Annotated in this window: 21 protein-coding genes; 4 read left to right on the top strand and 17 right to left on the bottom strand. The window is 45.0% G+C overall.

Going from position 1 to position 25,605, the window contains the following annotated elements; genetic code table 11:
* Positions 1–17: 17 nt before the first annotated feature.
* The 4 genes from G9Q97_RS09260 to G9Q97_RS09245 are packed head-to-tail and all read left to right on the top strand — an operon-like array spanning position 18 to position 3,017.
* Positions 18–1,256 carry a M16 family metallopeptidase gene (locus G9Q97_RS09260; RefSeq protein ID WP_166145999.1) on the top strand — a complete coding sequence of 413 codons (1,239 nt, stop codon included), beginning with the start codon at positions 18–20 and terminating at the stop codon, positions 1,254–1,256.
* A gap of 48 nt (positions 1,257–1,304) precedes the next feature.
* Positions 1,305–1,784: a 2-C-methyl-D-erythritol 2,4-cyclodiphosphate synthase gene (gene ispF / locus G9Q97_RS09255; protein WP_166145996.1), complete on the top strand. Its 480-nt coding sequence runs from the start codon at positions 1,305–1,307 to the stop codon at positions 1,782–1,784.
* Between the two features lie 10 nt (positions 1,785–1,794).
* A complete protein-coding gene (gene mnmD / locus G9Q97_RS09250; protein WP_166145993.1) occupies positions 1,795–2,484 on the top strand; it encodes a tRNA (5-methylaminomethyl-2-thiouridine)(34)-methyltransferase MnmD in 690 nt (229 codons plus the stop codon).
* On the top strand, positions 2,469–3,017 hold the full coding sequence (locus G9Q97_RS09245) for a hypothetical protein (protein WP_166145990.1): 549 nt from the start codon (positions 2,469–2,471) through the stop codon (positions 3,015–3,017). Before mnmD ends, G9Q97_RS09245 begins: the two co-directional genes overlap by 16 nt.
* 55 nt (positions 3,018–3,072) lie before the next feature.
* Here the strand turns inward: G9Q97_RS09245 and G9Q97_RS09240 are convergent, their stop codons facing one another.
* The 17 genes from G9Q97_RS09240 to G9Q97_RS09160 all read right to left on the bottom strand — a co-directional run bounded on the left by G9Q97_RS09240 (position 3,073) and on the right by G9Q97_RS09160 (position 25,264).
* On the bottom strand, positions 3,073–3,474 hold the full coding sequence (locus tag G9Q97_RS09240) for a hypothetical protein (RefSeq protein ID WP_166145988.1): 402 nt from the start codon (positions 3,472–3,474) through the stop codon (positions 3,073–3,075).
* Positions 3,475–3,606: 132 nt separating this feature from the next.
* Positions 3,607–4,611 carry an adenosine kinase gene (locus G9Q97_RS09235; protein ID WP_166145985.1) on the bottom strand — a complete coding sequence of 335 codons (1,005 nt, stop codon included), beginning with the start codon at positions 4,609–4,611 and terminating at the stop codon, positions 3,607–3,609.
* A 49-nt stretch (positions 4,612–4,660) separates the two neighbouring features.
* On the bottom strand, positions 4,661–5,077 hold the full coding sequence (locus tag G9Q97_RS09230; RefSeq protein ID WP_246255551.1) for a transmembrane 220 family protein: 417 nt from the start codon (positions 5,075–5,077) through the stop codon (positions 4,661–4,663).
* A gap of 44 nt (positions 5,078–5,121) precedes the next feature.
* Complete coding sequence (locus G9Q97_RS09225; protein ID WP_166145982.1) at positions 5,122–6,498, bottom strand: alkaline phosphatase family protein; 1,377 nt, start codon at positions 6,496–6,498, stop codon at positions 5,122–5,124.
* Positions 6,495–7,703, bottom strand: coding sequence for a metabolite traffic protein EboE (gene eboE / locus G9Q97_RS09220; RefSeq protein WP_166145979.1), 1,209 nt, complete (start codon positions 7,701–7,703; stop codon positions 6,495–6,497). Before eboE ends, G9Q97_RS09225 begins: the two co-directional genes overlap by 4 nt.
* 36 nt (positions 7,704–7,739) lie before the next feature.
* Positions 7,740–8,900, bottom strand: a complete 1,161-nt coding sequence (locus G9Q97_RS09215; RefSeq protein ID WP_187357718.1) for a 3-dehydroquinate synthase — start codon at positions 8,898–8,900, stop codon at positions 7,740–7,742.
* 70 nt (positions 8,901–8,970) lie between these two features.
* On the bottom strand, positions 8,971–9,861 hold the full coding sequence (gene eboC / locus G9Q97_RS09210; RefSeq protein WP_166145976.1) for a UbiA-like protein EboC: 891 nt from the start codon (positions 9,859–9,861) through the stop codon (positions 8,971–8,973).
* A gap of 7 nt (positions 9,862–9,868) precedes the next feature.
* On the bottom strand, positions 9,869–10,780 hold the full coding sequence (locus tag G9Q97_RS09205) for a TatD family hydrolase (protein WP_187357717.1): 912 nt from the start codon (positions 10,778–10,780) through the stop codon (positions 9,869–9,871).
* Positions 10,781–10,885: 105 nt separating this feature from the next.
* Positions 10,886–11,773 (bottom strand): EboA domain-containing protein, encoded by an 888-nt coding sequence (locus G9Q97_RS09200; RefSeq protein ID WP_166145973.1) that lies wholly within the window; start codon positions 11,771–11,773, stop codon positions 10,886–10,888.
* 300 nt (positions 11,774–12,073) lie between these two features.
* Positions 12,074–13,228 carry a Gfo/Idh/MocA family protein gene (locus G9Q97_RS09195; RefSeq protein ID WP_166145970.1) on the bottom strand — a complete coding sequence of 385 codons (1,155 nt, stop codon included), beginning with the start codon at positions 13,226–13,228 and terminating at the stop codon, positions 12,074–12,076.
* A gap of 49 nt (positions 13,229–13,277) precedes the next feature.
* Positions 13,278–14,309, bottom strand: a complete 1,032-nt coding sequence (locus tag G9Q97_RS09190; RefSeq protein WP_166145967.1) for a sugar phosphate isomerase/epimerase family protein — start codon at positions 14,307–14,309, stop codon at positions 13,278–13,280.
* A gap of 173 nt (positions 14,310–14,482) precedes the next feature.
* A complete protein-coding gene (locus G9Q97_RS09185) occupies positions 14,483–15,688 on the bottom strand; it encodes a class I mannose-6-phosphate isomerase (RefSeq protein WP_166145964.1) in 1,206 nt (401 codons plus the stop codon).
* Between the two features lie 34 nt (positions 15,689–15,722).
* The gene (locus G9Q97_RS09180; protein ID WP_166145961.1) at positions 15,723–16,787 is read right to left on the bottom strand and encodes an aldose 1-epimerase family protein; all 1,065 of its coding nucleotides are present in this window, start codon (positions 16,785–16,787) and stop codon (positions 15,723–15,725) included.
* A gap of 104 nt (positions 16,788–16,891) precedes the next feature.
* Positions 16,892–17,689 carry a 3-keto-disaccharide hydrolase gene (locus G9Q97_RS09175; protein WP_187357716.1) on the bottom strand — a complete coding sequence of 266 codons (798 nt, stop codon included), beginning with the start codon at positions 17,687–17,689 and terminating at the stop codon, positions 16,892–16,894.
* Positions 17,690–17,767: 78 nt separating this feature from the next.
* Complete coding sequence (locus tag G9Q97_RS09170) at positions 17,768–20,410, bottom strand: c-type cytochrome (protein ID WP_246255550.1); 2,643 nt, start codon at positions 20,408–20,410, stop codon at positions 17,768–17,770.
* 222 nt (positions 20,411–20,632) lie between these two features.
* Entirely contained in the window at positions 20,633–22,138 is a 1,506-nt protein-coding gene (locus tag G9Q97_RS09165; protein WP_166145954.1) for a RagB/SusD family nutrient uptake outer membrane protein, read from the bottom strand.
* A 30-nt stretch (positions 22,139–22,168) separates the two neighbouring features.
* Positions 22,169–25,264: a SusC/RagA family TonB-linked outer membrane protein gene (locus tag G9Q97_RS09160; protein WP_166145951.1), complete on the bottom strand. Its 3,096-nt coding sequence runs from the start codon at positions 25,262–25,264 to the stop codon at positions 22,169–22,171.
* Positions 25,265–25,605 lie beyond the last annotated feature (341 nt).

Genomic DNA, 25,605 nt, shown 5'->3' with positions numbered 1-25,605 from the left:
ACTTTTGACCCCATATTATGATCGACTATAAGGAATTTGTTTTAGACAATGGCCTGCAGGTACTGGTTCATGAAGACCCCTCCTCTGAAATGGCGGTTGTCAACCTGCTGTACAAGGTAGGTTCCAGAAATGAAAAGATGGGCAAAACCGGACTTGCCCATTATTTTGAGCACCTTATGTTTGCAGGGTCTCAAAATATTCCGGCATTTGACAGTGCGCTGGAAAGGGTAGGTGGTTCAAGTAATGCCTTCACCAATACGGACATCACCAACTATTACATCACGTTACCCGCAGTCAATCTGGAAACTGCTTTGTGGCTGGAATCCGACCGCATGCTGCACCTGAGTCTGAAAGACAAGCATATCAATACCCAAAAACAGGTGGTCATTGAAGAGTTTAAGCAAAGGTACCTGAACCAACCCTACGGAAATGCCATGCACCACCTGCGCAGCCTGGCCTATGAACAACATGCCTACCGCTGGCCGACCATTGGAGAAAAAATTGAAGATATTGAGCAATTTGAAAAAAATGACCTGCTTGCATTTTATCAAAATCACTATACCCCAGACAATGCTGTTCTTTGCATCGCTGGAAAGGTGAAATTTGAAGCGGTGCGTGAGCGGGTGGAACATTGGTTTGGGGAGATCCCCACAGGAAAACAGTCTGTGGTTGCCCCGATCTCAGAGCCCCTGCAGCAGAGAAAAAAGAGCAAGGAAGTCTTTGGAAAGGTACCCACTGAGGCCTTGTATAAAGTGTACCGCATTCCGGGAAGGTTACAGGATGGCTACTTGTCATGCGACCTCATAACAGATGCTTTGAGTTTCGGCAGGTCAGCAGTACTGGAGCAAAAACTGGTAAAGGGTGGTTCTGTTTTTGCCAGTTGTCAGGCCTATGTCCTGGGAAACATTGATCCGGGATTGTTGGTTGTTACCGGAAAACTGGAAAATGGGGTATCGGCGGAGCAGGGTGAAATGGCGCTGGAAAAAGTTTTGGATGATTTCAAACGTAAAGGCATCCCGGATCAGGTATTGCAAAAAATCAAAAACCAGACTGAGGCCATGAAAACCTATGAATCTGTATCTTTATTGGGAAGGGCTATGCGGCTGGCGTATTATGCCTATTTGGGAAATCCTTTCCTGATCAATGAGGAGTATGACAAAAAAATGGGGATTTCAGGAGAAAAAATTCAAGAGGCCGCCAAGACCTACCTCAATGATAATTCCGCCGCTGTGGTTTATTACAAATGCCAGGAGTAGCTTTGACCTGACACTATGAATAAATGTGAAATTATAATAACTTGAGCTATGAGTGCTTTCCGTGTAGGATTCGGATATGATGTCCATCAGCTAAAAGATGGAGCTGCTTTTTGGTTGGGGGGTATACAAGTATCGCATGAAAAAGGGGCTACAGGGCATTCTGATGCTGATGTGGTGATTCATGTGATATGTGATGCCCTCCTTGGTGCCGCCAATCTAAGAGATATTGGATATCACTTTTCTGACCAGGACCCCCAATACAAGGGTATAGACAGCAAATTGTTATTGAAACAGGTCATGGACTTGCTGAAAAAAAACGGGTATCAACTGGGAAACCTGGATGTTACACTTTGTCTCCAATTACCCAAAATCAATCCTTATATCCCGGAAATGAAAGCCTGTTTGGCCGAAGTCATGAATGTTTCAGAAAGCCAGATATCCATCAAAGCCACCACGACTGAAAGGCTTGGGTTTGTAGGCAGGGAAGAAGGGGTCTCCGCCTATTGTGTGGCATTGATCCATCCTTAATTAAAGAACAATGACTGACAAAGCACCCAAAATCATTACCACAGAAGACGGCTCGCATTCTGTATATCTACCCGAAATTAATGAAAGCTACCACTCCTCTCATGGAGCCTACAGGGAGTCCATCCATGTGTTCCTACTTTACGGGCTGGAAGCATGGTATGCAAGAAACCGCGGAAAATTTCCCATCCGTATTTTTGAAGTAGGCTTTGGGACAGGACTAAACGCCTGGCTGACCCTTATTTGGGCAGAACAAAATCAGGTACCCGTTCTCTACCATACCATAGAGCCTTTTCCCCTACCAGCTGAGATTTACAATGCACTCAATTTTACCCGGATGGATGAAACCCTGACGCATTACAATGGATATTTTAAGCGGTTACATCAAATGGAATGGGATTCCGGCAAGCCGATATCCGATTATTTCAATATCAAGAAAGAAAAAGTCAGCTTACAGGATGTAAAGCTGTATCCCTCCGATATCGTCTATTTTGATGCTTTTTCTCCCAGAAAACAACCTGAATTGTGGGAGGATATCCAGCTGAAAAAAATACATGAAAGCATGAATCCAAAAGGCGTATTTGTCACTTACTGTGCCGCAGGACATCTCAAAAAAAATCTGTTAAAAATGGAAATGGAGCTGGATGAGGTTCCCGGCCCTCCCGGAAAAAAAGAAATGACCCGGGCATGGAAAAAAGAATGATTAGTTTTCTTATTAAAATAGCATCTATTTTTTTATTGCCTGCTTTTATTGCCTGCTCCACAGGCCATAAAAATGAAAAGGAGGAGAAGGTATCAACCGGGTCTGAAAAAACCGATGTAAGTTCTACAAAAAACGTCCCAACAATTGAAGATGGCTGGCAGGAAACCAACAGTGGGGACAGTACCAGACAAAAACACCTAAAAGACAAAATAACCTTATTTGAAGGCCTATTGGTTAACAGGAAAAGGATTTACAATAAATTTTATCCACAGATACAGGATGCATTCCTTTTTGAGGACAAATTCTACTTAAAAGCCCTGTTTCCATTGGACTATAGTGGAAAAATCGAATTTGCTTTTCCCGAATACCCTGATTTTGTCCTCACCAAAATCGGTGAACAAGCCTATCAGGTAGTTATCAATGATGCGTTGGACCTAAACCGCGTGGTCTTTCATTTACAATACCTACCGTCGAAAAAGGACAGTCTGGTACGCACCGATTATACCTTTACACATGTGGTGTACGGGGAATAAAAGAGGGGCGGAAATATTCCCGCCCCTGAACTCTCATACAATTGTTTTTGCCAAATCAGCTCTTTTCAGATACCTTCTTAATCACGATACCAGGCATGCCGTTTCTGACAAAATAATTACCTGTTACTTCCACATTTGCAGCAGCGAGTTCCTTTAATGATTGATACGGGTTGGCATTCTTGTGGTCTTCTACCAGGAGGTAGACTTTGCCATCGGACCCAAGCAAACCTATAGGCATGCCATTGGCCATGCATTTTTCTGCGCAGCCTTTATGTCCTTCACCTTTGGCACCACTTGCCATAAAGCAGGAAAGATCCAAAACCTCTCCGCTAACACTTATTTCTTCTCCATCCCCTTCTTTTTCAAAAGCATCGACCTGAAAGAAAACGAAACAGCCTATGGCCAGCAATAGCAGGCCATATCTAAATGAACTTTTTGAATTTACTTGATTTGTCATGATAAAATGGTTTGGGTTTACGAATATGCCAATCAATTTATCTATTAATGACTACAATAACAACTTTTTTGAGAACATAACAGAAACAAGACTACCAGTAAATACCTGTTGGCTCATACATCTTACTAATTCCTATGTCTGATTCGGACTTAGCCGATCCAGAATTTCGCCGGCCTCGTCCCAGGCAAGGCGGGGACCGAATTGGCTGACAATTTTGGAGGAAGCCATGCTGGCCAATTTACCGCTGGAAGCATAGGAGTGGCCATTGGTGATACCGTAAAGAAAGGCTCCTGCAAACATGTCTCCTGCACCATTGCTGTCCACTGCTACAGTGGGATAAGGTTCGATGTCTATAAAGGTATCTCCGTCATAAATCATGGCACCGTTTTTTCCCTGTGTGATGACAAAATGTTTTGCCAGCTTTTTCATGGCCTCCCTTGCTTCGGACAAGTTATCCTTGCCTGTATAGATCATGGCCTCTTCTTCATTGGCAAAAAGCAAATCAACTCCTTTGCCAATCACTTCCTTGAAACCTTCTCCAAAATATTTTACCATAGCAGGGTCTGAAAAGGTAAGGGCCACTTTGACTCCATTTTCCTGCGCTGTTTTTTTGGCTTGCATCATGGCAGCCCTGGCATCGGGAGAGGTAATCAAATATCCCTCGATATACAGGTATTTGGAATCTTTAATGGCTTCCAGATTCAATTGAGCATTGGAAAAAGTTTGGGTGATCCCTAAAAAAGTGTTCATGGTCCGTTCTGCATCCGCAGTTACCATCACCAAACACTTTCCCGTAATTCCCTTTTCGAGCTCAAAGGGGTCCAGGTTATGACTGACACCCGACTCACGTAGATCGTCCATAAAAAACCTGCCCAGTTCATCCTGGGCTACCTTGCAGCAGTAGTAAGCCCTGCCTCCAAATTGGCTCAGTGCAATGATGGTGTTGGCAGCTGATCCACCACATTGTAGTTTTGAGGTCCTGGTGTTGATCGTGGCCATCAGGGCACTTTGCCGCTCCTCATCTACAAGCGTCATCACTCCCTTTTCAATGCCGTTTTGTTCTAAAAAAGTATCACTCACTTCAAATTCAATATCTACAAGCGCATTTCCTATGCCTGTTACATCATATTTTTTCATCCTAAATTAAGTTGACAGGTGTACAAGGTTTTGGTTAAAACCTTTAAAATTATTCAATGGTTGAGTTACCGTTAGGTTTATTCTGACTTTCTACTATGCGCTTATTTCTGCCAACAATGGCCACTAAAGCAAATACCACTGCCGCCACTACAAGCCCAAAAAATTCCCTGTTGATTTCCATGCCCTGGGTTTTCATGGAAAGGTCTTTTTGTTCCCATTCCTGACCTATCCAGGAAAAGATGTTTTCCGGCCAAAAGAAAACTGCAGCGATGAGGTAGGCAAAGGTGAAAATTACCGAAATATTTACATTGAATTTACCAAAAAAAGCAAAACCGGCTGTAATAGACGCAATCAAATAAACCGGAACCCAGCATTCCGGATCAGGATCGTTTATCTGCCAATAGGCAAACAACAAAAAAAGCACCGAACAGATACCGAAAAACCTTTTCCAAGCTTTGCTCATCATTTTATTAAGTTAAGAATTTTAAGCATAAAAACAGTTGTGAAAACTCATTTTTCCATTACCTGATCATAAATCATCGAGAAAACAGCTGTTGGGTCAACCTCTTCCAAACGCTCCCCTGACTTACCGGAAGTAACCAATACGGGCCAGTCCAGCTCACTTTCGCTGATCCTGCCATGGGAACCTTTTACCAAGGATGCATCCAGGGGAATCACATCCATCAAATACCTGAATCCCAGTTTTTTCTTCAACAGGGTCCATCCCAATTTGGCCTTTAAAAACCTGATCTCAGGATTGGCAAACATTTCAACCGGATCATATCCCGGCTTTCTGTGGATATCCACTGTACGGGCGTAGTCGGGTGCCTTTTGGTCGTCCAACCAATAATAATAAGTAAACCAGGAATCCTTATCTGCAACAGCCACCAAATCCCCGGCCCTGTCATGGTTCAAATGATAGGCCTGCTTACCTTCATTATCCAGGACCTTTTCTACTCCCGGAAGCCCTTCCACCAATTTCTTTACTGCTTCCTTTTCTGCCGGGTCATTGAGGTAAACATGTGCTATCTGGTGATCTGACACGGCAAATGCTTTGCTGGTACCGGCATCAAGGGTTTCCAGTCCCAGTTCATTTTTCACTTGTATATAACCGGCCTTTCTCAAGGCCCTGTTGATATGAACGGGTTGGTTTACTGAGGTAATGGCATATTCGGAAAGCAAAATGATCTCGGCTCCCTGGTCTTCATAATAATTGATCAGCCGCTGGCACAAAGCATCAATTTCTTCCAATTCCTTGCCAATATGGTCAAAGTCTATCCCAAATTTCTGCAAGCCATAATCCAGGTGAGGCAGGTAAATAAAGGTTAGGGTAGGGTCATGCCATTCATCCACTTTCATGGAGGCCTCAGCTATCCATTTGGAGGAGGCAATATTGGCATTAGGTCCCCAAAAGGAAAAAAGAGGAAATTGGCCCAGTTCATTTTGTAACCTGTCCCTCAAATCCATAGGCTGACTGTGTATATCGGGTAGCTTTCTCCCATCTGAAGGATACAAAGGCCTTGGGGTAACGGCATAATCCACCGAAGAATACATGTTGTACCACCAGAACATATTTGCACAGGTGAAGTTGGGATCGGCTGTTTTTAAAGCGTCCCATATCTTCGGCGCTTGCACCAAATGATTGGATTGCCTCCAGAACTTAATTTCACATTCATCCTTAAAATACCAACCATTCCCCACGATCCCGTTCTCCTCAGGCCATCTACCCGTCAAATAAACGGACTGAGAGGAACAAGTGACAGCAGGCAGAACCGGTTTGATGGCAGATTGCTTCCGCTTTCCTATCCATTCGTTCAAGAAGGGAGTGTGTTCCCCAAGAACTCTGGCTGAAAGAGCGACGATATTAAGTACAACTGTTTTTTTCATTTGATGTGAATTTTCGCCCAATCCAGCTCTCTGACAATAGACTGGTCCAGGGATAAATGGATGTCCTCGGGCAGTACTTCCCAGGTATAGGTCTCCACCTCCAATTGGCTTGAATAATGATTTTGGCTGTTCAAATCCAGGACTGATAAAATATCCTCCTGGGTAGATTGCAAGGTGCCATAACTGGCCAAAAATACGGGTACATGGAAATGGATGCGCCACTCCCGGTCATGTGTCTCGGCCAAAGCCAATAAGGCATCTGGAAGGTCGGGATAGGCCTTTAGCCCATCTCCTTCTGATCTACCGATTACCTGATGCAGGTAAGTGGATTCAACAAAAGGCAATAATGCCTTTTCAACCAGCCTTCTTTGACTGATTTTCTCTGGTATGTCCATTTTCAGCGCAGCACTAAGTTGGAATTTGCCTATTTTGATCCCTTCCTTTTTAAAATTTTCCAATACTGTACGATGGTCCTCATAGGCCACAGCAAAATGGCACACATCATAACAAACCCTGACATGGTCTTTAATGATGTCCATGGCCTCCTTTGGGGAAACACCATATTTGGCTGTCAGCATAGGTATGCCTTGTGGAATCAGCCATTTTTCAAAAAACTCATGGACCCCGGAAGCATTTTCAATCATCCCATCCGGCTCTGGTTCTATGTCCAGATGAAGGATTTGCTTTCTACTCAATTTGATGCTGTAGAGGTAATCCACCACCTCCAGGATTTGGGTGCAGGATTTGCCTATGATTTCATTCCTGGCAGTTTCAGTACTGTGCCAGTGTTTGTAGCTCAATGGTGAAGTGGAAATTCCGGCATCCATATCCCCTGGCATTAATACGGAAAGAATATCGAAAAGTCGGAGGGTATACTCTTTTCGTGCCTGGGTGGTCCAGTCCGGTTGATGCACTTCATCTTTGACCACCTGCCTGTGAAAACCACCATAGGGAAAACCATTTAAGGTAAACACATAACAATTGTTTGCCTTTAACCAGGACTTGAACGCCTGTAATTCATTGTTTTCCAGCAGTTCCCTGCTGGCTTCATCTGATAACCTCAAGCCTATGGCAAAGCGCTTTTCTATAGAAAGCCCATCTTTGATTTTGGGCACATAAGACTTTAAATTTTCGAAGGTAGCTTCCCAGCTTTCTCCAGGATGAATATTGGTGCAATAAGTAAGGTGGTAATCTGAAATTTGCATGGTCAGGTATTTCCTTGATTAAAATTAAAAAACCAATCAGGCTTTTTGATAGTCCATTTGTAATTGATTTAGTTTTTCCACTGCCTTGAAAATTAATGCCGGGTCCATCTGATGTACCTCCACGCCACTTCCAATTTTATCCAGCAGCATGATGGTCAACTCCCCTCCCAGGTGCTCACGAAACTCATTCAACCCTTTTAAAAGGGCCTCTCCTGACAATTCAGGTACATACAAATCAAATCCCAACTTGATGATGAGGTCCAATACCCTGTTCAGCTCATTTTCAGAAAGCATCCCGGCAAGGAAAGAATAGGTAGTGTCCAGGGCGATACCTACAGCCACTGCCTCTCCATGCCGGATTTTATAGTCTGTCAGGTGTTCTAATTTATGTGCTGCCCAGTGCCCGAAATCCAAAGGCCTGGATGAGCCTGTTTCAAAAGGATCTCCGGAAGCAATATGATCCAGGTGCATTTGCGCACAGCGATAGATCAGTTCTGCCATGGAGGAATGGCTTTTATCCATCAAGTCCACAGCCTGCTGTTCTATCCAAACAAAAAAGGATGCATCCTTGATCAAGGCAACCTTCAGGGCTTCTGAAATCCCGGAGCGCCAATCTCTTTCCTCTAAAGTCTGCAAGAAGTCTGCGTCATTGATCACAGCAAAAGGAGGGGCAAATGTACCCAGGTAGTTTTTCTTTCCATAGGCATTGATGCCATTTTTCACACCCACGCCCGAGTCGTTCTGAGACAATACCGTGGTAGGAATGCGGATATGCCTGATCCCTCTGTGGGCTATGGCTGCAGCAAATCCCACCATGTCCAACAAAGCTCCACCTCCTATTCCGACTACATAGGAATGCCTGTCGATGCCATAGGTATGGGTTGCCTTTAATACTTCCTGAAAATATTGCTGCTCATTTTTTACCTGCTCTCCTCCGGGTACCACTAAGGGTGCGGCGCTTAATGTAAAGGCATCGTTATTCGCCTGAGCATATTCCTCAATCGCTGTTATCAGGTTGGGGTGATGCCGGGCCATACCTTCATCCAAAACGAAGAAGACTTTGGGGACCTTATCTCCTTTTACCAGCTCTGCAAAAAGCTGATTTCCCTTTGAAAACAAACCTTTAGTAAAAAATACCTGATACTGGAAAGGAACGTTAAAAGCCTGCTCAATTGTTTTATTTGCCAATTTTTTCATTTTTATTTTGACAGTTCAAGAGAACTTTACATTTCATTATAGATAAGTAATAAAACCCTGTTTTGGTTCATTAAGTGACCGCAAATGCCTTTGCCATCAGAAGGGAAATGGGCAACAATAACAGGATGACTAATGCCACCAACCATCCTGCAAAGGCAGCGGCCAAAGTGGCGTTGACAATAATTAGCGACAAAACAGCAGCTTTTACGGATTTCCCAATCAAGGCCGGCTCCTGATGTTGTAATGCTTTAAGCAATGGAGGAAAAATAAAAGCAGCCAATAAGACCAAAAACGGCAAACTTTCCCACCAATGATCGTTGTACAAATAAGCCACAACAAAAATAAACAAAATGATACTTCCGTATATGAATGCTCCTCCTTTCAGGGCGCTGGTGTTTTTTCCGTGAACCTCTCCGCGGCTCACCATAGTAATGGCGGCAACATACAGTAAGGGGATTAAAGCAATAAACCAAAATTCTTTCCAGGCGCCCTGAACCAAACTCATGCCCAATAGCAGGTTTCCGGCCCTGCAAAGTCCCATGTTAATGGGCCCCAGAAAAGATTGATGTTTGCCCCAGGCATCGTAAACTACTGCCAAAACAGCTACCGAAAAGGCCAGAAAAGCAGCATGCAGGCTGACCTGCCAAGCCGCCCAAACGCCAATTAGAAGCAGCAAAAAGGCCATTGCTGCTGCACTTTTGACACTGGCTTTCCCACTGGGAATGGGACGCTCGGGACGCTCCACCTTGTCCAGTTCCGCATCAAATACATCATTGAAAGCCACTCCCCCTCCGTAAAGACCGATGGTAGACAGCACCAGCCAGCCAATGCTGCCCCAGTCTACAGCATTACTATAAAAAATCAATCCACCCGAAATAGCGGCTCCAGCTAAAATATCGGCAATGGCCGTTATAATATTGGCAGGCCTGGTGAGCCTGATGTGGGCAATGATATTGGACATCAACTGGCTAATTCTCTATAATGTTAGAGGAATCATTATCCACTCTTGGCTTTTGCCCTCCCCGTAAAACGGTATTCCCGCCATGTTTTTTAGTTTGGTCAATGGGTTCCTTTTCCAACCAGTCTTTTTCCTCCATTTGCCCGCTTTGACCATAAGCCTTCAAGGCATTTCCGTAACAGGTCAGCTGTATGTGCTCTTCAGGAATGCCTCTTTCTTTCATTAATGCGGCCGTTTTGGGCACTGCCAATGGGTCACTTATGCCCCAATCAGCGGCACTGTCTACAATAATTCTTTCCGGTCCGTACTGCTTTACAATGTCTACCATTCGTTCGCTTCCCATTTTGGTATGCGGGTAAATAGTAAATGCCGCCCAGTATCCCCTGTCCAGCACTTCCCTGACGGTTTCTTCATTATTGTGGTCAACGATGACCATTTTTGGATCCAATCCATGCTCTTCACTTACATCCATACTGCGGACAGTTCCTTTCTTCTTGTCCCTGTGGGGCGTATGGATCATTACCGGCAAGTCCACATCCTTGGCCAACTCCAACTGTAACCGGTAAAACCTGTCTTCTGCGGCCGTCTGATCATCATATCCGATCTCACCGATGGCCACCACGCCTTCTTTTCCCACATATAAGGGCAGGAGTTCCATAACTTCTTCCGCAAGAGCCTCATTGTTCGCTTCTTTTGAATTCAAGCCAATGGTACAGTAGTGTACAATACCGAACTGCTTGGCCCTGAATCTTTCCCAACCTACCAGACTGCTGAAATAATCCTGAAAACTACCCACTTTCGTCCTCGGCTGACCCAGCCAGAAAGCCGGTTCTATCACAGCTACTATGCCTGCTTTCTGCATGGCTTCATAGTCATCAGTTGTCCTGGAGGTTACATGTATGTGTGGATCGATATACATCATAATGATTCAATTTTACCTGCTAACCTAAACTTTTTTATATGCAATTCATAACAATAACAAATGAACGGAACAATTTTATGGGAAACGGTAATATCCAGATGAATATCACCTTTCCAAATCGTAGGATTCACCTACTGCTGCCCAGTACAGGCTACCTTCCCTGATGGCGGCCAAATAATCGGGGTACCGGTCCAATAGTTCTTTGCATCCGGCATGCTCTGAATGAAAACAGGCCAAAGTTACCGCTTCCTTTTCCAGTTTACTTCCTTCCTTTAGTACTTTTTCAAACATCCCCAATATTTCCATGTCTGCAAAGGGGGAAAGAAAACGCCACAATTCAGGCATTACATTCCTCCCGGCTGACCAGCGTTCGTGCACATAATCCACCAAAGTCTTTGCCAGGTTGACATTGGCTCTCGCATCTGCCCCCGTTATTCTATACAGGGGGCGTTGCATGAAAATGGCTTTCAGTACCAATTGATTCCACGCAGGCTCGTCCAAAAATTCTGCAGGATAAGGATTGTTAAGGGCAATGGCATCAAATACAGAAGTGATATTTGTCCTGAGACCCTCCGAAGCCCTCTTTTTAAGTTTTTCCGGAAATGGATATAAGGGCAGGGCTGCGTAAAGCGCTTCCAATTCGTGCATATCTGCCGATTCAAACAATTTGTCCAAAGTCGGTATCCAATCATCATTTTTTTCTGATACTGCCTCCAGTACCAGAATGGTTCTGGCCGTTTGCAATGTAGTCCAGAAAGATGGCTGAAACCCGGATCTGATTTCCCTGGCAGTAGCTTGATCTGACTCATCCAGCGCTAAAGTTTCTTTGGAGAAATACCTGGACGCCTGACTGAATGCCAGAAATAACTTCATGTTCCCTTTGGCACCTGTGACCTTAACTACCTGCTCATCCAACCAGTTCATTGACTCTCTGGGAGCAGACTGAGATAGCACTTTAATTAAAAATTGTCTGATGGTAGCGAGCAGCATCATAAACCGTTCATTTTAATTCTCTGTAAATATAACACTTATTATATTTCCTTCAGTTGATCATGAGAATAATCATATTTTCAATAGATTCCAGTGTTAAGCCAAGCCTGAACTTACAGGCAATCTGATCTTTCTTTCGGGGTATCTTAGCCTAACACTACTGTCTCCCAATCCTTCTCAAAACCCAAATTTCTTCTTTCCAACATTGTTTTGACACCGGGAGAAAGTCAAGGGGCAAAAGGCAAAAAATCCGGGCCATTTATGACCCGGATTAAATTTACGTCAATTGCATGTTCCCGGGTGTTACCAATCCACACCGGTATCCTTCCAGCTTCTGGAAGCTGCAGAATCCAAAACAGCCTGGCAGACTTTCTGGGTTTCATAGGCATCCTTAAAAGTGGGTGGGCAAGGATCATTGCTTTCCAGGCTTTTAAAGAAATCAGACACTTGATGGATGAAGGAATGCTCATAGCCAATACAAGTCCCCGGAATCCACCACCTGCCCATGTAAGGTTGGTCATGGTCTGTCACATGGATGGAACGCCAGCCCCGGACCACAGACTCATCCCCGTGATCAAAATATTCCAATCGGTTCAGATCATGCAGGTCCCATCTGATTGAAGCATGCTCTCCATTGATCTCAAAAGTATACAGTGCTTTATGGCCTCTTGCATAGCGGGTTGCCTCAAACAAGCCCAAGGAGCCATTATCAAAATGACAATGAAAAGAGCAGGCGTCATCGATGCTTACCTTTTTCTTTTCACCGCTTCCCTGATGAACCCTTTCCTTGATGAAGGTTTCAGTCATTCCAGACACATCTTTGATCCCCCCATTAAGCCACATGGCAGTATCGATACAGTGGGCCAGCAAATCTCCTGTTACACCGGAGCCTGCCGCATCTGCATCCAGCCTCCACAGGGCATCGCCGCCTTGTGGCAAATCCGGACTTATGGTCCAATCCTGAAGGAAATTGGCCCTGTAATGAAATATTTTTCCCAGCTTTCCTGAGTCAATCACCTGCTTGGCCAAAGTAACCGCAGGCACCCTGCGGTAATTGTACCATACAGTATTTCTTACGCCAGCTTTTTCTATGGCCTCCACCATGGCCTTGGCTTCGTCCAGTGTCCTTGCCAAAGGCTTTTCACACAATATCATTTTACCGGCTTTTGCAGCCGCAATGGCAATTTCAGCATGGGTGTCATTGGGTGTACAGATATCCACTGCATCCACATCGTCCCGCTCAATTACCTTTTTCCAATCCGTCTCATAGGAAGCATATCCCCACTGTTCGGCAAATGCTTTGATCTTATCCTCTCTTCTGGAGCAGGCAACCTGCAAAACAGGTCGATATTCGTACTCAGGGAAAAAATCCCCCAATCGCTTGTATCCGTTGGTGTGGATCCTTCCCATCAGACCCGTACCTATCATTCCTATTCTAATTTTCTTCTTTTCTGACATGTTTGAGTTTTTTTGTTGGAAAATAAAGATTCATTCCGAAATAAAGGACTTAGGCTTTCCAGCCATGTGCTTCACGAACCTGAATCAGGGCAGCCAGAATATTATTCCAGGTATCCTGCTTACTCATCACGGCATTTGGAAACATACAACCATCCCAGCAGATGTGATTGAAGGCCTTGGTAAGATTACCTTTCTCATCACGCAGCCAATATCCCGCATCCTCAGCAATATCCAATTTCCCATTAGGGTCATTGGCCAGGCAATGCCTGCCTGTTTTATCGTGCGAACCGGAACCAAATACGGTCGCATCATTTTGAGCCACGTGAAAATCAATGGTCCAGGGACGCAAGGCGTCGGTCATCTCTTTCAAGGCTGCTTTCCAAACAGATTTATCTTTCCAATCATATCCCTCAGGAAGAATTCTGTGTTCAGGGTAATTATAGCCCAGTGTATACAACAAGGTATGGGCCATATCGGCCTGAAAACCCAGATAAGGGCTATCTACAGATTCCAGGGTTTCCAGCATGGTTTTCCAGCTGTGCATGCCTCCCCAGCAAATTTCCCCTTCTGCTGCCAATTTTTCTCCGTAATTCTCGGCAATCTTGCAGGCCTCTTTAAAAGTCTCCACGATGATTTTCTGACTGCCTTTGGGATCTTTGGCCCATTGCTCAGGACTACTTGCAGTATCCACCCTGACTATACCGTTGGGTCTGATACCTGCCTCCCTCAGCTTGGAAGCCAACTTGCAGGATTTTTCGAGTAAATCCAGATAGGTGGCACGGTCTTCTTTGGAACCCAGAATAGGGCCTCCCCAAATCGGTGCCACCACTGAGCCTATTTCAAGGTTATAGGAAGACACCTTCTCCACAAGCTTTTTCACGCCGTCATCGTCCATTTCCAGATCGATGTGAGGGTCAAAAAGACCTATGTCCACCCCGTCAAACTTCACGCCGTCTACTTCTGCTTTTGCAGTATTTTCCAGCATCTCATCAAAAGAAATGATGGGTTCGGAATCGGGCCCTTTTCCTACAATTCCAGGCCAGGTGGCATTATGTAACTTTGGAAAATTATTTTGGGACATAATATTATTTTTTTTACTATGAATAATTAATTAAAATTAAAATTAAGTTTTGAAAAAGAGAAAATGCCCAGCTAAAACAGAAGGCCTTCCTCCAAAAATCCTTTTCAATTTAATAAATAACTGAAAGAATCCCAGTATAATACAGGATTCTGACCCTATTGTTAAGGATAAACTTATAGTTTAAGATCAGGATTACCCGGCCCAAAATGCTTGAGCATCACGATCGGGTCAGTTTTGGAATGGTTGCTGATTTTCACTCCTTCCCTGGCTGCCTTTTCGGTTACAAAATACTCGTCATGGGTCAATTGACCATAGCGGATCAGGGCTGGGGTCTCTACATCCCAGACGCCCATGGTGCCATGGCCCTGCATCATGATCATGCCATAGGCTGCATTGTCTTTTATTGTCACAGTCTGCCCCGGCATCACAGTCAGCTCTTTGGCACTAAAAGCATCTGAACGGTAGCAAATCCAATTCTCTACAAAACCTTCTGCCTCCATGGCAGAAGTCTCTTTTACGGGAACAGGGGCCATGAACCGGGTCTCCAGGATGTTTGGGTCTACATTGAGGTCCCAGTCAATAACTTCCATCAGCTGGTCATAATCGCCAATTCTATCTTTCGGAGTCCCTTTCCACAACAACTCTTCCGGAATAATGGCCTCATTTACCAAAGATTGGTACATGGCAAAGACATCAGAAGCCTTTTGTGGCTCATAGGTACACATGCTGCCTGGAGCATGTAACATCCCTGGAGGTACATCCCAACCAGTGCCCGGATCCAGCTTAAATGCCTGAGAAAAACTGGTTATTTTATTATCCCCTTTAGTGAAATTCATCAGACATTCCTTGATTTGCTCTTTGGTGGTACCCGGGGCAATACCGAAAAAGGTATAAGGGAAATCACCTCCATGGTTATTCAACTGAGGAGGAAAATAATAGGCCTCCGGTTTTCCTTTCATCCCTATCTTGGCAGCATGTTCATCATTGTGATGGATGTGGTGGGGTAAAGGCCCCATATTGTCAAAAAATTTGGAATACATGGGCCAGCTTTTATATTCGTTCCAAAGCCGGTCTCCTATTATTTCCGCTTTCAATTCATCAATGACATCTTTCAAAAGGAGTTGCTCTTCCTTTCCTGCAGCCCCGACTACCACTTTACTCAAGCCCTCATGCTTTCCGGTAAGCGGGCCGTTTTCAGCAGGAGTGGTGGAAGAAAACCAACGTTCATCAATACCTCCCCTTTCTCCTCCCAATACATAATAATCATCCGGGTGTAATTTTATCCTTCTTCCGGGAACACAAAAAGACCGGGGCACCCAGGTAGGAGCCAAACGCAATATGCCTTCTCCCTCTTCTAATGCTTTTTTTGCCAAACTCATAGGTTCTAATTTGATTTATGGTTACTGATGCTAATTAATTATTTTTTACAAATGATGCAATTTCTTCCTGCTCGGTTAAAATATCAAAAATCAACTCATATTGCCGACTTTCTCCGGGTTTGAGCATGATCAATGTGCCCTCTTCCCTTGCTTTTGCCTGACCAATGGGCGGGTTGGTTCCAGGTTCCAGGGCAGTCACGTACTCGTTTTCCCCCCAGTGCTGCCAATTGATCAACCAGGGCAGTTGTTTTTTATCGAAACCCATGCGCATGGCAAAACCCAATGCCGGATTATAGATGCCAGCCCTGCATAGCCCATCCACTTCAGCTTCAGGCTCAATAAAGGCCACATCCTCCCCAAACCCTGCATGTTCTTTTAAGGGGGCAGGACAGTCCTTAAAATCATTTTCCGGATAAAATATCCTGTTTTTGGGGTCCCTATCTCTGGACGTCCATTTGCCTTTCCAAACAATACGACTCCCTTCATCGACCAGTGGCCATCCAAAATTGACATGATATAGCAGCATGTGTGGGGATGCAACATTAGAGGTATTGGTGACCTCATCTGTAATTTTCAAAAAGGGTTTGCCCAGGGTTCCTGAGATGGTTCTTTTCAAAACCAAATGCGGCCCAAAAACGCTGCTTTCCCGTATGATCCCGGATATGTGCATGTCCAAATCACCCGTCCACAAATCTGGTTGCCTGATGCTTACAATTTCAGCCGCTTGATTGGAAACCTTACCGTGAAGGCCCCTTTTACCCGTTTCATCGGCTTCAGGACCACCTACGTGACTCAGTCCACAAGTAGTGAGTAGACCACCTCCAAAGGTACTTAACCAATCCAGTCCCTCAGCAGTGAAGGGTGAAGGAGGAGTAATACCCACCTGGCTGATCCAGGACAAGCCATGTGGCCCAAATGAGGCAGCGGAAATATCCATGGCCCGGTCTAGCACAAGTTTGTAACGAAGGCCGGCTCCGGTATCGATCCAGGCTATGCGAACACCTTTGCCCGATCCGTTATCCAAAACAGCCGTTTCAATTCCCCCGATTTGCTGGACATTGCCTACTTTTCCTTCCCATGGTTGGTTACCTGTACGCATAAAATGTTTTTTATCGATACAATTTAACAATTCCAACGCTGCCAACTATCCTGTTCTTTCGGGTTTGCTCCCGAAAAAATGTACAGCATTGCAACCGCCTGTCTTCAAAGCTCCTTAAGGAAGATATTCCGGTATTCAACCTGCATGGGTGGTCCTACATGGACCTGCATGCCCAGGTATCCCTTCATGGTCCGGTTGGCAGGATCTTCATCCGTCACATCACTCATAAGGGTGCCATTGATGTAATGCTGCAACCTGTTCCCCTTAGCGATAATGTGGATTTCATTCCAGTCATTGGACTTGACCACCTTTCTCATCTCTTCACGATCACCCAGTTCTTCTGTTACCTCCAAACCCAGCCAGGCATTTCTCTCCACATTGGCTCTCAGGTCACCTTCTTTTTCCTGTGGATTGATTTTCGTTTTTTGTCCGATATAGGCCAAGGTAGTCCTTTTCCTTTCTTCATAATTCTGACCGGTATAATTGTTCTTGCCATCAATATCTGCCTGATATCCTTTCAAGGCATGATCAAGGCCCTCCACCAGATCGCTGCGGTAATTCACACCTGAGTTGCCGGCTTCTGTTATTTTAAATTCGGCCTTGAACTCAAAATCAGCCGGTTGCCCCCCCTGCCAGATGATGAAGTGATTCCTTTCCAGAGTCGTCTCTTCGGTAATCTCACCTATCAGTGCGCCATCTTCTACCCGCCAATAGGTAGGATCTCCATCCCAACCGTTCAAGGTACTTCCGTCAAAAATCTGTACAAATCCGTCATTGTCATCCTGAGCCTGCACGGCTTCTGCCACGCTATCAGTTTCAGAATCGTTTTGTTGGCCAGATCCACAGGCAAAGACCAGTGTGGAGATAACAGCCATAAAGGTTATTTGAGAAAATTGCTTCATTTTAGTACTGGTTTGGTTTAAATTTTTCAGGCCAAACATATACTGTCTGGCCTGAAATACTAAGTTATTGTGAAAACTTTATTGGTACACTTCATGGTTGGGATCTCCTCCCGACACCAAATATGCCATCAAATCTTTCAATTCTTCTTCGTTTAACCGATTTACCAAACCTGGCATCATTACAGACACTTCGGACTCCTTGATACTGGTCACCTGATCTTTAGGAACTTCTTTGATCACTTCAGGAGCAAAAGGATTTTGAGAAACATAATAGGTATCGTCATCTTCACGGATCAGCCTGCCCACTACAGAGGATTTGTCACCCATAACAAAAACCATGGCTGCGTATTGATCCGAAATGACAGCACTTGGATCAAGCGTGGCTTCCAAAATGTCCTTAGGAGTAAAACGGTTACCCAACTGGGTCAGGTCGGGGCCTACGGCTCCACCTTCACCTCCAATGGCATGACAAGAACTGCAAAGCGCTGCTCCATACATGGCCTTGCCCTTTTCCAGGTCACGGTTGCCCAGGTCGGCTACCATTGGTGCCGCTTCCTCAACAGTCCATCTCCTTCCGGGGCCTTCCGGCTGTACTTCCGAAGCGGCAATATCGTTACCAGAACCGGTGAGCAGTTTGCCACCGGAAAGCTCATCGTAACGGTCAAATTCACTTTGAGGAACGGTGTTCAGTGCCATTTTTCTTGCCCGGTCAATGAAGCCCACGTAACTTCTTCCTCCCTTATATTGGAAGGCATTGTGTGTCCAGTTGAAATATTTCTCGTAAGATGCCTCATCCCAGCCGGCTTTTGCTCCTCCCAATACGGTAGCGTAATAGGTTTGCTGTGCAGGAGGCACGTTGGCCAACATGTTGGCAATATCCAATCCATACTGAGGGTTTCTCATGATCAAATCGGAAGAAGCCGTTAATGTTTTCTGGAAATTCGGATCGTCCTCTGCACTTTCAAGCAGGCTTAGTAACTGCGGCACAGCCGACGGAGCCTCCAATGCCACCAATACTTTTCCAAGTACCCTGTTCAGGCGATTGCTCTGGGCTGGGAAATGTTCATCCAGGTAGCCGATCAACTGATCTCTTACTGCACCTGTGGGGTTACCGTGACGGTCTATCACTACTTCTATCGCTCTGGATAAGTTCATTTGATCTTCCTCATTCAGAGAACCATAATCAATTCCCATCAAAGCTTGCAGCATGGCATTTCTTTGAGAGGCACTTCCATGCCTGGCCATGGCAATCATGGCTTGGGTCAGGGTCCTTGGGTCGCTTTCACTCAATGCTTTGTTTTGCCATTCAGAAAGGGGCTGGTGTTCTACGGCAATTCTGGCAGCATACTGAACAAATCTGTCTTCATGCTTTAAATAAGGCCAGGCAAAATCGATGGCCTCAGGATTGGGACCAACATGATACGCTTCCAGACTTCTTCGGATTTGATGTTCTTCCGGCAAATCAGCTTCACTTAATCCACCGTTACCATCAGCACTTAAATCTCCGGTATAATGCACACGGTACAGATCCGATTCCAATCTTCTTCCCCCTGTCATGAAATACAATGCCCCATCGGGACCAATGACTCCATCAGTTAATGGAAGCGGGGATCCGGAAATGAACTCTTCACCGGTAGCTTTATAGGATCCACCATCAGGCTCCAAATTAATTTTGTACATGATGCCAAAACTCCAGTCAAATGCATACAATGCATTTCTATAGTCTGCCGGAAATTTTGCATTGGTACCGTAAAACACATTGGTAGGTGAGCCCTGACCAATATTCAGAATAGCAGGAAGGTTATCGGTGTAGTCCGGGGACCACTTTTTGTTACCGGTTCTCCATCCATATTCACTTCCGCTTGTTACATGATTGATCCGGGTAGGACGGTACCAGGGCATTCCAAAATCCCATTCCATGTCCGAATCGTAGGTGAAAAGATCTCCTATTTCATTGAAAGCAATATCAAATGGATTTCTATAGCCTACACTGATCAATTCCCATTCTTTTCCTTCGGGGTCAATTTTGGCTACCCAGCCTCCCGGTGCGCCTCTGTTATTGGCATGGCCACGGGGGTCTTTGATTTCAGGGATCAGGTTGTCATCTGCCCAAACCCTTGGAATCCGGTAATGATCCATTTCAGGTACATCAATGTGATTTCCTACAACGATATAAATTGATTGACCATCGGGGGAGACCACCATACTATGGGGCCCATGTTCTCCCGGACTGCCTGTAAATTCCTTAATGGTGGTGATTTTATCAAATTGATCGTCTCCATTGGTATCCTGCAAGCGGTAAAGACCGGTTTCTTTGTCAAATTCTTCATTTGCCCGGTTATTTACCATCACATATAGGCTATTAAAGGCATAAAGTAAACCTTGAGCGTAGCCCATTCCAATTTTGCCATCACCATTCTCTCCGATTATGAGTTTTTCCACCTTCGGAGTCAGCGAATCTGAACCGATTGCAGGTACCTCGAGCCGGTAGATGGCGCCATATTGGTCTACAGTCAACAGCCTGTCCTTATCATCGAAGGTCATGCCCACCCAGGAACCTTGTTCATGTTCTCCCGGGCTGTAAAGGTGTTCTGCCTCAAAACCAGAAGGTAACTTTAACTTGGCTACTTTGGGATCCACATCTTTCTGTTCTCCACTGCCGCCTTCACCACATGCCCCTGCGATTACCAGGAGAAAGGCAGCCATCAGCCAGTTTTTCATTGAATTTTTATAATACATATGTTTGTCATTAATTGGCGATTCTTTATTTATTAAATGTAAAGAAACCTGCTTAAAATTAACCCAATTACCTCGTTAATTAAAGCCAGTAATAGGAAAATTACACCTTTGATCACAATTAACCAAAAACAGCGGAAAGCCTGTATGCTCTCCGCTGTAGGTTAAAGGCTGGGTTATACCGTTATTTTCATGCTACCTGTTGGATCAGAAATGAGGAGTGATCTCCGCTTCTGCAGCCGGCAAGGCATAATATTTGGTGATATTGGTAAAGGCATTGGAACGGAAAGTGGCTCCTGCAGGATAATAATAGTCCTGTGGATTGGCCAAAGCCCTTTGTCCGAAATCTCCAATGATTTCCTGCACCCTGTCTGCACGGGTGATGTCAAACCACCTTTTGTTTTCAAAGGCCAGTTCCACCCTTCTTTCCTTAAAGATGGCTTCTCTCATGTCGGCTTGCCCAGAGGCATCGGTATCCTCCAATCCTGCACGGTCTCTTACCTGATTCAGGTAACCTGCAGCCTCCTCAGTCTTGCCCTGCTCGTTCAGTGCTTCTGCCAGAAAAAGCAATGTCTCTGCGTAGCGGTAAATCGGCCAGTTCATGCCGTGATTGCCATGCAAGTCATGGTGCTTGGCATACTTCTTAATATAGGGATATACCTTGTCCGCACGGTCACTACCTGCAATTTCTACGTAAGCTATAGAAGCATCCTCTCTCAAATCCCCTTCTTCGTAGGCAGCGATAATATCCGGAGTAGGAATGTTATTTCCTTCACCATCAAGGGGTTGTGCATTGGAAGTCCCAGTGATGGGCGTCAACTCCTGAGGAGAAATGGGCCGGGGCATAAAGCTATACAGAAAGCTGCTGTTCAAACCTTCAGGTCCTTCCAGAAACTGCACTTCAAATAGCGATTCTGCGTTGTTTTTATTGCCGACACTTTCAGAAAATACGTCTTCGTAATTTTCTATCAATTCATACTCTCCGCTGCTGACAATCGCCTTCAGCAATGTTTCTGCTTCAGCCCAACGCTTCTGGGTGATAAACACATCTGCGAGTAACATCTGGGCAGCTCCTTTGGAGGCCCTGCCTACACCCTGCTGAGATCGTACCGGCAACAAATTGATAGCGGACTGAATGTCACCTATCAAATGCGTGTAAATCTCGGCTTCGGGAGTCAAGGGCAAGGCAGCTTCCTCCCGGCTGGTCACCGGAGTCAGGTGCAAAGGCACGCTTCCGAAATACCGGGCCAATTCGTAATAGGCATAGCCCCGCAGGAAAAGTGTCTGACCTTTCAGGTTATCCTTTGCCGTCTGGTCAAACTCTACATCGTCGATTTGAGACAATATCTGATTGGTTCTGGCAATGATCAGGTAATCTTGCCTGTATTGGTTCAATACATGCGTATTGGAAGTGATTCCCTGCGCTTCAGGCAAGGCATGATCTGACAGGTCTTCCTGCTGCTCGGTAGCACCAAAGTTAATGTTACGTGCATAAATAGTATTGTCCGAACGCATTTCGCACAATAACCAGGAACGGTCGTTGGCAATGGTTCTCATTGGCGCATAAGCTGCATTTACCGCTTGTTCAAAGTCGGACTCCGTCCTGTAGAAGGTAGCCGAACTCAGCGCAGTTTCGGGTGCTATGGTCAGGAACTCCTCGCAACTTGACAGCATGATCCCCAAAAACGCTAATATGATATGTATTTTTTTCATTTTTTGATCAATTTTAGATGAGAAGCTTCTTTAGAAGGTTATGTTAGCGCCTACCGTAAAGGTCCTTGGTACAGGATAACCAGTTAGGTCAATGCCAGGACTCAGGTTTCCTCCATCGCCATTTCCATTATCTTGCTGGCTAACTTCAGGGTTTGGTCCTCCCCAATAAGGAGTAAAAATATACACGTTCTGAACCGAGGCATAGAGTCTGGCAGACTTAACCACGTTCGAAATTGCTCCAATATTGTACCCTAGTGTAATGTTCTTAATGGTGAAGAAAGAAGCATCCCATACAAAGTTGCTGTTGGCCCAGTCTCTTTCGATACCAGTCACATTTCCACCACCCACGGTGGTTCCGAATATTCCCTCACCCGGATCTTCTGGTGAACGGAAACGTTCGGTTGCTTTTTGTACCATATTGAAAACCCCGTCCAGGTTGGCTGTACTATAGAGATGCCTCATGTACAATTGATGACCATGTGACCCCGAACCGATGATGTTCAGGTCCCATTTTCCATATCGGAAATTATTGGTGATGCCGTAGGTGAAATCAGGAAAAGGATTCCCAATAATGGTTCGGTCATCGTTATCGCCACCTATGGTAATGATACCATCACCGTTGATGTCTTCCAATTTAATAGAACCAACGGTAGACCGGCCAGGTACCTGAGGAGAACTGTTCAAATCTTCCTCATTCATGTAATTGCCTAGTTTCCGCAATCCATAGAATTGACCGAATGGCTGTCCTACCTGCGTAATGTGGAAGGTACCGTAAACCCGGTCAATGCCTTCAGCAAGATCCATTACCTGATTTCGGTTAAAGGAGATATTGGCATTCGTGGTCCAAACCAGTTTTCCCTGGGTATTTCGCGAAGTAATGGCAAATTCATGGCCCCAGAATTTAATCTCGCCTATATTATCTGTGAAACTACCAAATCCGGCTTCCTGTGGAATCTGCACATTGTACAACAGGTTGGTGGTATTTTTGGTATAGAAATCGTAAACAAACTGGATACGATCTTCAAACAGACCCAAGTCCAACCCTATGTCAAACTGCTGGGTGGTTTCCCATCCCAGGAAGGGGTTTTGCAGGGAAGTGACCGCAGCCCCGGGTACTACCGAATTGTTGAAAACATGGTTTACGGTGTTGTTAACCAAAGCATATTGGGTATAGTTACCGATGTTGTTGTTTCCGGTGACCCCGAAACTACCCCTGATTTTGGCAAAGGAAACCTTATCACTGGTATTCAAAAAACCTTCATCTGACATGACCCAACCGGCAGAAACAGAAGGGAATACACCCCAACGGTTTTCAGATCCAAATCGGGAAGAACCATCCGCCCTGATGGCTGCTGTCAGCAGGTATTTACCCTGATAGTTGTAGGTCAACCGGCTAAGAAAGGAAGTCAAAGCCCATTCCTGCACATCCGATATGGTGCTTCCTCTATTGATATTGATCGCACCCTGTACAGTAGGCAGGCGGTCATCCGCATAGGTATTGGCAGCCACCTGTGTACGGTCCAATCGGAATTTCTGATTGGTAAAACCTCCCAGCAACTGGAAATTGTGATCGTTGATAGATTTGGTATACGTTACCGTATTTTCATTCAACCAACTGAATATTTCCCGGTTATCACGAACGGAGGAAGCCACCGTAGGGATGGCGACATTCATACCTGGAGTAGCAGTAGAGGGATTGAAATACAAATACTTGCTGTTTCTGATTTCCGCGTTAATGGTGGATTTGATTTCGAGACCTTCTATTGGCTGGTATGACACATAGGCATTGGACAGCAAATTGGTTTGTTTGGTCTCATTTGTAATTTCCAGAGCTGACCTTACATAATTGGGATAAGCAAATATATTTCCCGTCTCGCTTGGAAAACGGTTAAAATAAGTCAATTCTCCCTCATCGTCGTAGATGGGCATATTAGGCCAGGTATGAAGTGCATTGAACAAAATACCGGTACCTCTGGATCCATCTGTTCTGGGTGTGTTGTCTCGCACATATGTCGGAGCCAGGTTAAAACCCATGGTCAGCTTATCTGATGCCGTGTAATCAGTGTTTAATCGCAATGAAAATCGCTCGTAATCGGTATTCAATACCACGCCTTCCTGATCAAAATAGCCTGCCACCACTGAAGTTCGCATTTTATCGGTATTGGAATTGATCGTCAGGTTGTAGTTTGTTATTGGCGCTGTTTCCAATAATGCATCATACCAATCCTGCGTTTGTCCTTCATACTGGGAAGGATTCTGGAACATTTCCGGTACCGGACGACCTGCATCTTCAAAATACTCCTTCTTGAATTGGGCGAATTCCACTGCATCCATCATTTCCAGCCGGTTATAATGGGGGACATTTTGTAATCCGGTGTATACGTTTAAGGATACCGAAGATTGGCCCGCTTTTCCTCTTTTGGTAGTAATCAAAACCACACCGTTTGCTGCACGTGATCCATACAAGGAGGTAGACGCCGCATCTTTCAAAATGGTAATGTCCTGAATTTCATCGGGATTCAGGGTAGCAATATCTCCCGTAATAGGAAATCCATCTACTACGTATAGTGGGTCACTTCCTGCAGAAACAGATAACTGACCCCTGATCCGGACGTTCATGCCCTGACCGGGCTTACCCGTGGTCTGGTTAATCTGCACTCCGGCAAGCTGTCCCTGCAGCTTCTGCGCCATTTGCGTAGCTGGTATGTCCATCAGGTCATCTCCCTGGATGGTTTGTACCGATCCCGTGATTTCCTTTTTTAACTGGCTACCATAACCCACAACCACTACTTCCGTCAAGTCACTCATGGAAGAAGCCAGCACAATCTCATACTCGGTCTGTCCACCTTGTACCGGTACTTCTTGCGTGGTGTAACCAATGTAGCTCACAGAAAGAACTTCTCCGGATGATGCCTCTACCTGAAACCTTCCATCCAGGTCTGTAACCGTCCCCCGGGTAGTACCTTTAACCAGTACAGAAACTCCCGGCAATGTTTCATTGTCTCCCTCAGAGCGCACCACACCGGATACGGTGCTCTGCGCATAGGAAGCAAAAGTCAATAGCATGGCCGCCATGAATGCAATCAGGCGCCTGCTATCCAAAATTGGGTAACAATCTTTTTTCATAATATTTAGGTTAATTTACATGGATTTATTTAACCACCTTCACAGCTTTACCTGTGAAAATATCCCTAAATTAATCATATATTTTAATAACAGCCATCCTGTACTGTGCTGAATAGAAAAAGCCAATTGTCATTTTGGAAAAATGATCAAACTGGTATTATTAGCACAAGATTTAATAAAAAATGAAATTTAATTCTGACAGAAATGGTCTTTGCACCAATCAAAAGAACTTTCTGTTCGATTGCTCCCCATTCTAAAATATAATACTGAAAATTGAAAAAAGAAAAAAGTAATATCACCGGAAAACAAGACTATATACCCTGCTTTCCGGTGATAATAAT

This window comes from Cyclobacterium plantarum, assembly GCF_011290685.1.
GTDB lineage: Bacteria > Bacteroidota > Bacteroidia > Cytophagales > Cyclobacteriaceae > Cyclobacterium > Cyclobacterium plantarum.
This window is presented reverse-complemented; position numbering and strand designations above follow the sequence as displayed.